This window comes from Candidatus Uabimicrobium helgolandensis (genome assembly GCF_041508025.1).
Lineage (GTDB): Bacteria > Planctomycetota > Uabimicrobiia > Uabimicrobiales > Uabimicrobiaceae > Uabimicrobium > Uabimicrobium helgolandensis.
This window is the reverse complement of the sequence record NZ_CP165719.1, coordinates 2,961,906-2,976,409: the sequence shown is the minus strand read 5'-3', so window position 1 is coordinate 2,976,409 and position 14,504 is coordinate 2,961,906. Positions and strand designations below refer to the sequence as shown.

Below are 14,504 nucleotides of genomic sequence, written 5' to 3'. Positions count from 1 at the left end.
ATTGACAAGCGAGTAGATTACTTGTCAGTGATATTATTTTGTTTTCTCGCCATAATTCGTACCTGCCATTTAGAACTTTGTTGTAATTGATTAAATATGTATGCGAATTTTTTTGGCCTTTGGTATTCTAGTGTGTCTAACATTTTGAGCAGTCTAAAATCATAGTAGTATGGTTTACGTTGTTTTTTAATTAGTTCTTTTAATAATGAAGGAACTATCTTTAAACCAAGTTTTAGTATTGCTTTTTCGATTGCTTTGGATATCTTATTTTCATTTATAAAAATAGATAAAAGTTTTAAGAGTGTCTCGCCAAGATCAATATCGTGACTTTCTATATTTTTAAGTATATCAACTATACTTTCTTTTGCATTATAGTTGTGGTTGATTACTTTAGTAATCGTTGGTAACAAAAATAAGGCGAGTCTTTTTTTTCTAGTAACACGCATTACTATGTATTTTTTTACTTTGATATATCGATGATCATTCGGTTCTAATTCTAAATCATCAAGTTCTTGAAGTACATGCTTTAGATACTTCGGATTCTCTGGAGATTGAGAGAAAAGAGTAATTGCTGCTGCTGAACGTAGTATTTTTGATGAAGATCCTAAAAAGTGTTTGATTTTTTTTGTGGTACTTTCAGATAAGGAATCTAACTTATCATATATTTCAATAACCTTTAACTGAATGAGTATATTGTTGTCGTCTAGACAAATTTCAAATTCTGGTATTTCGGCTTTAGGAAGACACTCTAACGCTTCTATTCTTATTTTTGGTGATAGATTTTTGTTGATGGCTATCCGTGAAAGGTTTCTTCGTCCGAGTGTTTTGTTTTCATTACTTAAGAATAACGCGTGATTTATATGAATAGATAATTCATTGTTTTGTTTTATATCCAGAAAGTTAGACTGTGCTAAAATTCTTGGTTCCATTTTTTTTAAAACATATGCCATGTATTGCCTGTAGTTTTTGTTGAACGGGTCTTGTAGAGACTTGTACAAAGGTAAAATAGCTGTTTGTCCTATTTCCAAAAGAGCATTTTGGCTGTAGTCTTTGTGTATTGATTTTATTAGTGTAGTTATAGATTGCGCCTCTTTATCTATTTTTCCTAACGCTACAATCACTTCTTTTTGGTAACGAGGGTCAAAAGAGATTAGTTGTAATAATATAGGAATTACTTGGGGTGTGTTTTGTTGAGCCTTGGCAAGTATTTTAATCCACATTACAACAGTTGAATAATTTGCGTGAGTTATTTTTTGTCGTAAAGACTGAACGTGTTTGCTTAATAAATTTATGACTACAGGAACAGCAGCATTAGCATACTCTTTATCTTCTGCAATTATTGAGGATGCTATTTGGCTCGTTTTGTGATTGCGGTGTCTTAAAGCTTTCACTAAATAAGGAATAGCTTTTTTGCCAATTGTCGCTATTTTTTGCGATGCGCTATATTCATCTTGACGCAAACAGAAAAGAAGGTCTGTAACCACTGACAGATCCTTAATATCTATCATACTTAAAACATTGTTTAGACCTGTAATCTGAGGATTGCGTTTACTGAAGTCAATGATCTTGCTTACCGCGTCTGAACCAATAAAAAATAAACATTCATATGCAAATTTAGAACCATTATCCTTGTTGATTTCTTCTAACAAAGTTGGGATGAGTTGTTGTAGTTTGGGACCGTGTTTTTGGAAAAAATCAACTAAATTGTCATGATGAGGAGCTTTAGAAAACAAGTGACTGTTGTCCGTTAACATTTGTTGTACTGATGTTACTATCGAAGGCATTTTTGATGCGGAAACTTTTAATTTTGCAAGTTTCCCAATTGCTATAGATTTTTGTTCAAAATTACCATGATTAAAAACATTGAGAAGAACATCAACAAGTGGTTTATCTTCTAAAAGTGCTTGTGTGATAAAGAGTTGTTTTTGTATGTCGTTCGTAACAAACCTTCGAAATAGTGCATCTTTAGAGATTGCTTTATTAATAATTGTGGCTACCTCGGGCTTTTCTTGGGAAATAATAAAAGCAATGTAAATAGTTACTAGCTTAACACGCCAATCTATGTGTTTACATCCTGCAGTTAAAACGTCCAGTTCTATCTCTTTCGCACCACCAATATTATTTATCCAAGTTTTTACTTTTGTTATAAGTATTGGATCTGCCGTTTGTTTTTTTATTGCAGAAGGTACCGCCATTATATCCAGTTCTTCTATTAATCTATAAATAATATGCTGGGTTTTGCCATTGGGATAAACACTGGTGAAATGCAGTGGAATTACAAACAAATGTTCTGTTGCTGGAATGGTTATTTTATACTTTAGGTTTCGAAAACCTAGGGACCTTGTTTGCGCTTCTAGTAGATATTCTCCAGGAAACACTCGCAGTTTTTTAGTAACGGGAATACTTTCTTGCGTTTGCAAATTTTTTAGAGAGACGAAGACGAAATCTTGCTGCGATTGAGGAAGTACAATACTGTGACTGATCCGTAACCCTATTTCTATTTGTTTGGCTTGCAAAATATAGTGAATTGTATATTTTTTCTTTTTTGGAATTGTAATGATTTTACTGATACTTTTGTAACCGTGATGAGTAAGTATTAACTGATACTTACCAGGAGCAAAGTATTGGGTCGTTATTACATTTTCTCCATTGAGATTACAAATATCTGGACGAAGTAATTTTTTATTAGGGAAAGAAGTAAATAATTGTAGTCGGACATCACATAGATTCGGTGATTGATTTGGATAAGAATAAAGTATCGAAAAAAAATAGCTACATAAAATAATAAAAAGAATTATGAACGCTTTTATAAAAATGTTTTTTAAGGATTTTCTATCGTGATAATGATATGGACTAACACCTATTATTTTGGCCAATTGCGGAAGAGCATCTGATTCTACTTCGACAATTAAAGGTATATTTTTGGTTTTTATTTTTTTTAATTGATCAATTCCGTAAGATTTTTTGCCTAAAGCAGCAGCGAGAATGCGCGCGTCGCGTTTTGGCAAAACAAGTGCCTGAGCTTTTGCCATTTGCGCCGATTTGTATTTACTGATTAGACATACAAGAACTTCTTCTGGTAAACAGTAAGTTTCAATTTTGGCATCAATAAAAGGAGGTGCTCCTTTGGGATTATTAATAGCTGCGCTAAAGAGTAGTAGCGGAAGATCAGAACTTTGCGTTTGATATTTGGCAAATACCGCCAAGATCAAAGCCAGTTGCATCGAGGTACCTTGTCCTATGACGCGGTCTTGTTGCACAATACTATCACGCTCGTCTTGTGCTTCGATAAGATTACCAACAACACCTCTAGAGGACAATTTACTTAGAATGCGAGGTCCTAAATCGGTTGCAACAAGTTTACATTCTCGTTGTTCTTTTATGACAGTGTCAAAACCTGAGTAGCGATGAGGATAAAGAACTACTACGGCTTCGCGTTCTTCTTCGGGATCAACGCTTGCATACGGATACCCAATACGAAATTTCGTTACCATTTTATTTTACTCGTAATAGTTGGATTTCATCCCAATCTTTGATTATTTCGGAAGGAATTAATTCTTTGGGAATACGCTGACTTATATCTAGTTGAAATAGCTGTTGTTTGTTTTTACAAAATATCATTTTAAGTTTTATAGGCACGCTACATTGTATGCGTACTTCGTAGCCTTTTTCTCGGTGTTCGCAAATAATTTCCATATCAGAAGGTAATGCCATAGTTTTAAGTAACTCCTGAGGTATGCTTACTAATTCTTCTGAATTTCCAGCAGCGGCAGGTAAACGATTACGCTGGATTACAAATGGTTTTTTTTCGGAAAGTTGTCTGTGTAGCAGCGCCAAGTAGTACAACGCTTCGTCTTGTTGCCGCGTTACATGTTTTGCTAGTTGTACTGTTTTCGCGAATTGAAGAGAAGTATTTTTTTGTGATAATTTCCATAATTGTGGGTGACTTCTCTCTCTTAAGACGCTGCTGCGCTCTAAACAAAAAGGGCAAGATAGTAAGTGAAAAATTGCTCGGTAGTATTTGTTAGGATATTTGTTTTTTGTGTTTTCAAAAACTTGCTTAACAAATATTTGTTCTTCACTAGAAGATGGGGTAATCCATTCTTCTGTGATCGAAAAAAAGAAACACTTTGCTTGTAGAAAATTACAATTTTCCGTCAAAATTTTGTGGTAATCCGATTTCATCTTTTAATTCTGCCAACTCATCCATAAATGTATCAATAATTTTCTCTGCAGCATTTTCATTTTCGCGGTACACATCTTTTATAAAAGCAAAAATAGTTCTTCGCATTTTGCCTAAATCCTCGGCGCTGCACTGGTCTGTACTTTCATCGCTAACTAGGGGTGTTTCAACAATAGCCTTGGGCGGCAATTTTTTTAATAAATCGACATCTGCAATTGTGTATCTAGCTTTTGGAGAGTCAATCTTTCCAAGTACTAATACACTCCAAATAGGAATGTCGAGATTGTTTTCAAAAACATAACAATCTTTGCTTACAGAGAATGGAACTTTTAAGTAAATACCAAAAGAAAATGTTTTAATGTTGGGAAAATGATTGTCTATATAGTCAATTAAAGATTGTTTTTCGATTGTAGAAGACTTTATATTGTCTAACATTCCTTCAAAATATTTTCGTCGGCGGTCACCACTATTGCGGTCGAATATATAATAACCGTTTGTATAGTTCGAAGACTCTATACGAATATAACTTCCTTTTTGCATGAATAAAAAATTACGCGAACTGTTTTCTAGATCTTTTGCTGTTTTGTCGAATAGTAGTGAGATTTGCTTTCCTTTTTTAAGTTCAGCTCCTAAAGAATTGGCATGATATTCATTATTGTGATTTTTTGTATCTTGGTAAAAAATATCAAAAGCTATTCTTTCTTTTATATTTGGATTTGCTGGCCAAATACAAATGTATAAATCTTTCACTTCCATAACTTTCTCTCCCAATTTTTGTTTTGGAAAAGATTTTTGTATTGGATAGTCGCACTTAATTTTTCGCTTTTTCATATTTCACTCTTTTTACCCAACTCAAGTTGGGCTGGAAAAGGATGAGGATGCCCAACTTTGGGCTAGTAAAAGAACATTTTTTGAGAAAGTGACTCATGAAAAATTTTATAAAAACAATTTTAACATTTCTTCTAATCACCAGTTTTTCAGTATCAGCTCAGGATATTTATATATCAAAAACTGGTAAAAATAGCAACCCTGGAACTAAGGAAAAGCCGAAAAAAACATTATGGAAAGCTATTTCGGCGCTCAAAGATGGAGACACTATTCACGTTGCAGAAGGGCTATATTACGGAAGAGGAAAATCGGGAGTGATGCCAGTTTGTGACAAAAGTAACGTTGCATTAATTGGCGGTTGGAGCAAAGATTTTTCAGAAAGAAATCCATTTAAGTATCTTACTATCATTGGTCCCCCTGCTAATCGCCAAGGGTCTTCTAAAGAAGTTTTCAAATGGGAAAAATGGAATGGAAAAATAGATAATGTCACAATTGACGGTTTCTGTGTAGATCGTGGATGCCATTCTTATTACTATTCAACAGGTGAGCCTGGAGCAAACAAATCAATAGAGGGGCATCATGACAATAGTTGTTGGGGATATCGAGCCATAAACAAAAAGAAAAGTGGTTCCGATCCGACAATTGAACTCATTGGTAAAGGGTCGTTTACTGTACGCAATATGATTCTTCTTAATAATCCGTGGTGGGGAATCTATGTCAAATGTGGTGGTAATGGCAAGGTGACTATAGAGAATAATCTTATTTTGATTTCACGAGGACGTGCAGTAGAAGCAATAACTGGAGGTGGTTGGGGAAAACCAAATATTATCATTAGAAACAATACCATTGCCTTTAACCACCAATTGAAGAGTACCGAAGGACGCGCTTTATCTGTTGACCCGCGTAGCGGAGCTTATACCATTGAGAATAATATACTCGCTTTTTCTGATGGTGGTGGAATTACTTTGAAATTTGATTCAAGTAACATGACTTTGAACAATAATAAATTTTATTTCAATCGCCGCGGTGATTATTGTATCGGTGGTAAAGGAATGGCTACTGCAGACGAATTCGAAGACGAATTGGAATGCGATAACGAAGAAAACGTGAATGAACTGCCAAAATTTCTTAAGGGTGTTGGTGTAGCATGGTTTGATCGCTATTCTAGTAGAGAGTCGAGAATGACAGCTGGAGACTATAATACAGAGGAAGCTCTGATGGCAGCACGAAATATGCTGGGCTTGAAGGAATATCACATACCTGGTTACTCAAAAACATTTCCGACTTATAGTAAACTGCCACAACAACGTAATAATTACGACATGAGCCGTTATCCGCATCCTATGAAAAAAGGCGAAAATTTAGACTGGAAAAAATTTGTATTACCAATTATTGGACTCGATGATTTTGGCATTCAAGACTTCCAAGAATAATTGATTAGATTGTAAAATCTTTTGATAAAAAGATATAAAGCAGAGACCAGTAGCTATTTTTTATAGCTACTGGTCTCTGCTTACAAATATTTTGCCTCTTTTTCAATAGAGGAAACAAGATGAAGTTGCTCACTTAATATACTATCAAGGTCTTCTTTATTGGTATTTGGATTGATGAGCGCTGTACGCAAGATAACTGTGTTGCGCAACTGGTATTGAGGTAGATTAACTGTTGTTTGAGAAACAAAAGAATGCCCTTGTTGCCATTGTTTTTTTTGAAGAGACTTGTTTATCTCATTTATAATATTGTGTTGCTTTTCATCATGAAAAGCTTTGTTACGTAGTAAATGAGGAATGTAGCGGTAAGTGACGATATTGGTATAAGGTTGAGTCACTAGCTCAAATTCTTGGCTTGCGTTAATTTTTTGTACGAAGTATTTTCGCAATTCAAAGCTATGGTTTACTAATAATTGATAACCGTCGCAACCAATGCAATAAAATGCCGCATGTAGAAATAAACTATTAGCTGGACGTGATCCTTCTAACGACCAACGTCCTAAATCAAAAGAATGAGAACGTGCTTGATATCTTGCTTGGGTTTCGACTTTTCTCATATAATCAGGTTTTTTTGCAAGTATGATAGAAATTCCTTGTGGCAGATAAAATTGTTTGTGGCCACACATAGTAACAGTATCAGCTTTTTCTATTCCTTTGAGTAATTGTGCATATTTTGTTAAAGCAAAAATTCCACCCCAAGCAGCATCAACGTGAAAGTGAGTGTTGTATTTTTCTGCTAGTTGCGCCATCTCTTCAAGTGGATCAATGCTACCTAACTCTGTTGAGCCAGCCACCGCCCATAAAGCAATAACACATACTTTGTTTTTTTTACACTGCAAAAGTTCTTGCTCTAAATCATTTAATAATATTTGTCCTCTGTCATCGACATCTATAGCGATAATATTTTTTGTACCTATTCCAATTAGTGAAGCGATTTTTTTTATAGAATAATGGGCCAAAGTAGAGCAAATAATCACTGCGTGCTTGTATTTTTTGTGGGCAAGGCATGCAGAGATACCATCGCTCTCACACGAAAATTCGGCGCTTTCAAGTACGCGATTGCGCGCAATCCACATCGCCATTGTGTTAGATAAAGAGCCGTTTGAGGTGACAGTTCCCAATGCATAGTTGCCATTTGTCGATATGTTGCTGTAGAAATCAGTGTCTTTTTGATAGACCTTGTTGTGTATATATTCTAAAGACTTACGCTCTATAAATGTTAAAATATCAGATGTTTCCGTTTTCACTACATTTTGGTTAATCATTGTTACAAAACGCGCTAGTTCCTGGAAAAAATTTGGAATAGAAGAAGTCATGTGGCCAATGAACTTAGGATGCCTTACATTCACAGTGTGAGGAAGAATAGTGTCTTGTAAATTTTTCCAGTACTCTGAAAAAGAAATAGGCTTACTAGGAAAATTTTCAATACCATTATAATTGGTATTGGTGGTATATGATCTAGCATCGATAGCTTGTTCCATTATCTTCCACAAGTCACTGTGCGCCGAAGAACATGAAAAAAATTGTTGTATATTGCTTTCCATAGTTCACCTCAATTATTTAGCGATAAAGCGATTTTTAATCCTTGTAACGCCAAAGTTGGCACGAAATCATCAAAAACCTGTTCTTTTTCGTAAAGACGCGCTAAGCCACCTGTTCCAATAACCATAGCCTTATTATTGGCAAAATAATCGCTTTTAATATTTTTAGTTAGTTCTGTTGCAATTGCTAAGTAACCGTGGTATAAACCAGATTGAATGCTTTCTTCTGTAGAACGACCAATCAGTTCTTTTGGTTTTAGTATTTGTACTTTTGGCAGTTTTGCTGTTTTTAAATCGAGCATTTCCATGGCAATACGCAGACCAGGGAGAATGATTCCACCAAGGTATTCTTTTTTATGAGAAATAGCACATAAAGTAGTTGCTGTACCAAAATCAATGACAACAATATCTTTTTTAGGATACAAATGAGTGGCGGCGATAGCATTGGCAATGCGATCGGCACCAACTTCTAGTGGGTTGCGATACTTGATCTTGAGACCTGTTTTTACACCCGCTTGCAAAAAGAATGGTTCCATTTGAAAATACTTGAGGACACAGTTGCGAATAGAATGTGTTAAGTCTGGAACAACAGAGCATATTGCTATTTTTTGTAACTGCCCTAATTCAAAATGGTTTTCTCTTAAAACAGAACGTAAGAATACACCCAAATCGTCAGAAGTAATTCCTTCCTTGGTTCCAGTACGAAATTGCAAACGAAGCTCATTTTCAACAAAAACTCCGCCGTGGATTTGTGTGTTGCCTACATCAAGAACAAGAATCATATGTTTCTCCTAAAGGAACATTATCAATTAAACGCACTTTACCGAGAAAAGCAGCGGCAAACCGCCGTTGCCAAAATTCTTCTACGTAGTCAACCTTAAAGCCTACAACAGCTAATTGTTTTTTAATTTCGTTCACGTTAGAAGTTTGTTGTAGTATTTTATACAAGAGTGGTGCTGTTTTTCGTTGCGGTTCTGAAAGAAGTAAATTTCTTGAACTCATGGCAAGTCCATCTGTTTCGCGAATAATATCGCAACCCACTATTTGTGTTTCTATAAAAAAAGTGGCGACCATATCGCGAATAAGCATGTATTGCTGGTAGTCTTTTTTCCCAAAATAAGCAAACTGTGGTTTTATAATGTTTAGTAGTTTCATCACCACAGTTAAAACGCCATCAAAATGTCCTGGGCGGCTTTCTCCGCAGAGAACAGATGCCATTTTTTTTTCGCTAATTTGGTAACGATATTCATCACTATAAAGCTCTTTGTATTCCGGAGAAAAGACATAATCTACGCCTGCATTTTTAAGCATAGAAATATCTTTTTCCCAAGTATTGGGGTAAGAATGGAAGTCATTTTTATCGTTGAATTGAGTTGGATTGACAAATATACTGACCACAACAGTGGAATTGTTGTTTCTGGCCTCTTCTACCAAAGATAAATGACCACGATGCAAAGCGCCCATTGTCGGAACAAAGCCTACTGTTTTTTCTGGTTTTGCATTTTTCCATTCGCGGATACTCTTTACAATTTTCATGAGTAACTCTCCTTTTTACTTGGAAAAATGCGCTCTTTTACTTCTGAATCAAATTGGTTGAGAGCAGATAATACCTGTGACTTACCAGTGAGATAATGTTTTAAAAATTTAGGACGAAATTCATCATCCATTCCTAACAAATCTTGTAAAACAAGTACTTGTCCATCAGTGTGGACACCAGCGCCAATACCAATTGTTGGAATACTAAGCTCATCGGTTATTTTTTGTGCGACATTGCACGGAACACATTCAAGAACGACAGCAAAACATCCTAACTGTTCTAACTTCATTGCATCATCAACTAGTTTTTGTGCACTTTCTTCGCCTTTGCCTTGGACGCGAAATCCACCTATTTGGTGAATAGATTGTGGGGTTAAACCAATATGTCCCATTACTGGTACACCAGAGATAACAATATGGCGCACTGTGTCTTCGTGACCATCAATTCCTTCGAGCTTTATTGCCTTTGCTCCACTTTTCATTAATGATTCCACATGATTGAGCGCTATAGTTGTGCCTTTGCGATAAGAAAGAAATGGCATGTCTGCTACTACAAATTTTTGGGTTCCGCGACATACGGCGGCAGTGTGTAGTGCCATCATTTCCGTGGTGGCGTGAAGGGTGGAATCAAAACCGTGAACAACCATTGCTAAACTATCTCCAACAAGAACACAGTCAATATTGGAATTTTCAATGATTTTTGCGCTCCAAAAGTCGTAGCATGTTACCATTGAAATTTTGGACTTTTTGCGCTTAGCTTTGGTAAAATCGTAGATACTGTTCATCATATTTCCTTTGTGTAAAAATCGACATACGAATAGAGTCAAAGGTAAGTGTTACTTACCAAAAAATAAACAGAATTTATATAACTCTTACAGCGATATTTACAAAAGAATAGGTGGTAGGAATTTTGAATATATGTGTTGTATTATAGTGGTTTTCATGGTACCTGTCCTTTCTGGATCGGGTCCTTGTTTTATTTATAAGTTTTTACTTGGAATGGTTAAGATATTTTATCACTCAATTTGTGCGTTTTCGTAGTCGTTGTTACCAATCGTCTCGATTTGCGTTTTGGTGATCTTTGTAAACCATTACCAGAATAATACAATAAAATTTTTTCTTTGTCAAAAAAAACAACCATGACTAAGAGCAAATAAGACTGACTCCAGTTGTGAACTATGAAAATGCTAGAATCTGTCGTTCTTGTTAAGTTTCCTTATTGTAGATAGTTATAATGTTTTCTATATTTCTATATAGCTGTTTTTAAAAAAATCATTGAAGATATTTATCAATGTCAGCCACAAAGTTTTTAATTTCGTCCCTTACTGCTATTTGACTTTGGCATGAGTTCCCTGTGCATAAGGATAATATTTTTTTCATAAAGCTTTTCGCCAATAGGAATTTTGAATATATATTGGTTTGTAGAATTTTGTGTTGTATTATTGTAGTGGTTTTCAGCAGTATGTCTAATCCAAATTTACAATGTGAGGAAATCTAATGCAACCGTGGAGAACACTAAAAGTATTTGTTAGCTCAACCTTTAAGGATTTAGAACTTGAACGAGACCATCTCGCAAAAGTCTTTACTAAAATTCAACGTGCTATTTTTTCACGAAAACTTCAACTTATTCCCTATGATTTACGTTGGCGTGATCGCCATGAAAAAGACATCGTTCGCTGGTGTTTGGAAATGGTAGAAGAATGTGATTATTTTATTGGAATTTTAGGATATCGCTATGGTTGGCGTCCTCCGCAAGCGGCTGACGGAAAAACGAATTCCCAAAATATCTCTATTACTGAAATGGAAATTCGCAAAGCTTTAGAGATAATTCCTCGCGACAGACGCTTTTTCTGTTTTGGTGACTTAGAGCAGTACACTCATGAACAAATGTCTAGTGAATCGCAACAAGATATGGATTCTTTACAAAAACTGAAACAATACCTTGAAGATTCAGGTGAAAAAGTATTTACCTATAAAGACTCTCAAGGCGTTTTACAGAAATTACAACAGGAATTACAAAATATAATAAACCGCGATTTTCCACCTGGAAAAGTAGTCAAACCCGGACTTCTAGATCGAAAGAGCGCTTTGCAAGAAATCGTTCAAGAAAAGAATAAGGGTTTTGTTGGACGTGTATACTACTTAGCAAAGCTTCGAGAATTTTGTCAGAGTGATGCGGACAAAAACTATTTGGCTATAGAAGCAGTTGCTGGTACGGGTAAGTCGGCACTTCTTGCTAATTTTATTTGCAGCTGGCAGCAAGAATCGCAAGTACCAATCATCGCGCACTATATGAGTATGGCAGGTGATAGCCGCAGTATAAATGGTATTGCCCAAAGCCTGATAGAACAACTGGCAAGTCTCAAACTACTAGAAACAGTTCCGCAAACTACAGAGGAAATGATATATCAACTGCGTAGTACTCTCGTTAGTTTTAAAAAACCACTTGTGATCGCTATTGATGGTCTTGACGAAATGGAAATTGACGACTTATCATGGCTTGCAAACAATTTGCCAACGAACATACGTGTGGTGATTACCACGCGTGCAGTTGGCGCATGGGAAAAACTAAAACAGTACCCACAACTATCACATATCGAACTACCAACGTTAGAAAATGAAGAAATACTCACTATAATTGATAATTACTTGGAACAATACAATATTTCTTTGGATGTGACAGAAAAAGAAATACTCTTAAAAAGAGCAACGGGAAATCCTCTCTTTCTTAAAGTAGCTTTAGATGAAATGAGCGCTGGCGGAACTGCTATTGCGCAACTTGCGGAAAATGTCAACGGTTTATTTCACCAAATATTAAAGCGCTTACAACGAACCTATGGTGAAAATGCTATTGAAAACTACCTAGGACTTATCGCTGCTGGTCGCGGTGGTATTGCCGAAATCGAGTTAGAACAAATCATTCTTGAAGAGCATAAACGTTCTATTTCAGATGATTTTATGATACGCATTCATAAGTCTTTGGATAACTTTATTGTAAAACGTGAAGGCCTTTTAAATTTTTTCCATCCCGAATTCGAAAGATCAGTAAAAATGTTCTTAGGAAAATCGGGCATGCGCTGGGCACATAGTCATTTTGCGGTATACTTGCAACAACAAAAATACAAATATGACAGAACTATTTCCGAATTACCCTACCAATTACAGTGGGCAGAGAAGCAAAGTGAACTGTTAAATACTCTTAGTGATTTGCACTTTCTCGAAGCAAAATGTTCGCGTGGTATGTTAAGTGGTCTTTTGGAAGATTTCGAACGTGCGCTACATAACCAAACCGTTCCTATTGATGAAAATTTAAATGTTTCGCATCCAGGATCTGGGAAAACAAATAAAGAAACACTACGGCTCATCGCACGTGCTCTTAATCTCGATTTACAATTTATTCGCCGTCACCCTGAGCAACTTTTTCAATGTTTATGGAATAGATGCTACTGGCATGATTCCCCAATAACAGCCAAACACCACGTCAAAGATGCTTTCAAACAAGGTGAATTACCATGGCATCGCAATAATGACAAATGTATTTATCATTTAGCAGAACACTGGCGACGCATCAAAGAATCTGACAGAAATTTCGCGTGGATCAAGAGCAATAGACCACTTCTTCCAGGTTTAAATTCACCTTTATTAAAAGTGCTCTACGGACATACGCGCAAAGTTAATGATGTGGTATTTAATCAGCAAGGAGGGCAAGTCATATCAGCGGGAGAAGATCGTCAAGTATATCTATGGTCTACTGCAACAGGCGAAACGATCTTTCACTCAGGACAACATGGTAACAAAGTAAATTGTGTTGCCAGTTGCAGCGATGGAGATACATTTGCATCTGGGGCAAATGATAACAAGATTTACCTATGGTCTGCTGCACGTCGCGAAATAATAGCAAGTTGCGAAGGGCATGAGCTTGCTGTAACAACTGTTGATTTTCATCCGCACTCTCAACAATTTGCTAGTGGTTCTTATGATGGCAAAATTTGTTTGTGGGATAGTAAAGGAAATTTGCAAAAGACACTGTTGCCTAAAAACGGTTATGTATGGAAAGTTCTCTACAGTCCTGATGGTAAGTATTTAGCATCAGCGCACGCAACAGGAAACATCTGTGTTTGGAATTTAGAAACGCAAAATCTAGATTTTACTCTACGAGGACACAAAAACAATTTATACGCTTTAGTATTTACAAAAAGTGGACAACAATTAATGTCCGCTGGCGAAGATCGCAAAATTAAAATTTGGTCTATAAAAACACAACTGTGCTTAACGACAATTGATGCACACAATGAACTGATTTCAGGGTTAGCAATACATCCAAGTGGTAATTTTCTGTATTCGGTATCATGGGATCGTATGATTTGTACTTGGGAGTTACCATTTGCAAAATGCATATCAAAAATAAAAGGCCACGAAACGGGAATACATAGCATTGCAATTAATTCTCAAGGTACAAACCTTGTAACTGCAGGAGCCGAAGGGACTATTCGCATATGGTCAACACAACCAGGATCAGTGTACGCAATGCGTGGACATGAAGGAATGATCTCAAACCTAGACTTTACCACAAGTGGACAAGAAATCTCAACAGGGGGAGCTGACAAGCGTATTTGTATTTGGTCAACAAAAACCGGTAACAGTATTCAGGTCAAACATGGTTTATATCGGACATTAGAGAGTCCACCAGGAAACCCTCGACTACATGTAAAACAGCAAAGTGATGAACTGTTAATAAAAGCGCGCCATGTTAAAGACACACTATATTTTCCCGCAAAAATGAAGCAATTTAAAATATCTCCCCACGATAATATCATTGCTGGGTATTTTGGAGATTATATATATATGTTAGAAATTATCACCAAATGATTTCTTGTGTATGGTAAGAGTATGTTTAAAGTGAAAAATTGTTGTTACTGGTAACTC

General features: G+C 36.0%; 9 protein-coding genes. 2 read left to right on the top strand and 7 right to left on the bottom strand.

What is annotated here, in order from left to right; genetic code table 11:
- Positions 1–17: 17 nt before the first annotated feature.
- The 3 genes from UABHE_RS10785 to UABHE_RS10775 are packed head-to-tail and all read right to left on the bottom strand — an operon-like array spanning position 18 to position 5,014.
- Positions 18–3,494, bottom strand: a complete 3,477-nt coding sequence (locus UABHE_RS10785) for a hypothetical protein (protein WP_372370286.1) — start codon at positions 3,492–3,494, stop codon at positions 18–20.
- Position 3,495: 1 nt separating this feature from the next.
- Entirely contained in the window at positions 3,496–4,185 is a 690-nt protein-coding gene (locus tag UABHE_RS10780; protein WP_372370285.1) for a hypothetical protein, read from the bottom strand.
- The gene (locus UABHE_RS10775) at positions 4,145–5,014 is read right to left on the bottom strand and encodes a hypothetical protein (RefSeq protein ID WP_372370283.1); all 870 of its coding nucleotides are present in this window, start codon (positions 5,012–5,014) and stop codon (positions 4,145–4,147) included. The genes UABHE_RS10780 and UABHE_RS10775 overlap by 41 nt, the downstream gene beginning before the upstream one ends.
- Before the next feature lie 95 nt (positions 5,015–5,109).
- Between UABHE_RS10775 and UABHE_RS10770 the strand changes: the two genes are divergently transcribed.
- The gene (locus UABHE_RS10770; protein WP_372370282.1) at positions 5,110–6,444 is read left to right on the top strand and encodes a right-handed parallel beta-helix repeat-containing protein; all 1,335 of its coding nucleotides are present in this window, start codon (positions 5,110–5,112) and stop codon (positions 6,442–6,444) included.
- Between the two features lie 80 nt (positions 6,445–6,524).
- Here UABHE_RS10770 and UABHE_RS10765 read toward each other — a convergent pair whose 3' ends face one another.
- From UABHE_RS10765 to panB, 4 genes are read right to left on the bottom strand one after another with little or no spacing between them, the layout of a single operon-like run.
- Positions 6,525–8,045 carry an aminotransferase class V-fold PLP-dependent enzyme gene (locus tag UABHE_RS10765; protein ID WP_372370281.1) on the bottom strand — a complete coding sequence of 507 codons (1,521 nt, stop codon included), beginning with the start codon at positions 8,043–8,045 and terminating at the stop codon, positions 6,525–6,527.
- An 8-nt stretch (positions 8,046–8,053) separates the two neighbouring features.
- Positions 8,054–8,824, bottom strand: coding sequence for a type III pantothenate kinase (locus UABHE_RS10760; RefSeq protein ID WP_372370280.1), 771 nt, complete (start codon positions 8,822–8,824; stop codon positions 8,054–8,056).
- Positions 8,808–9,578, bottom strand: coding sequence for a pantoate--beta-alanine ligase (panC, locus tag UABHE_RS10755; protein WP_372370279.1), 771 nt, complete (start codon positions 9,576–9,578; stop codon positions 8,808–8,810). Before panC ends, UABHE_RS10760 begins: the two co-directional genes overlap by 17 nt.
- The gene (gene panB, locus UABHE_RS10750) at positions 9,575–10,363 is read right to left on the bottom strand and encodes a 3-methyl-2-oxobutanoate hydroxymethyltransferase (protein WP_372371599.1); all 789 of its coding nucleotides are present in this window, start codon (positions 10,361–10,363) and stop codon (positions 9,575–9,577) included. The genes panC and panB overlap by 4 nt, the downstream gene beginning before the upstream one ends.
- Positions 10,364–11,075: 712 nt before the next feature.
- Between panB and UABHE_RS10745 the strand changes: the two genes are divergently transcribed.
- Entirely contained in the window at positions 11,076–14,447 is a 3,372-nt protein-coding gene (locus UABHE_RS10745; protein ID WP_372370278.1) for a DUF4062 domain-containing protein, read from the top strand.
- Positions 14,448–14,504: the final 57 nt, after the last annotated feature.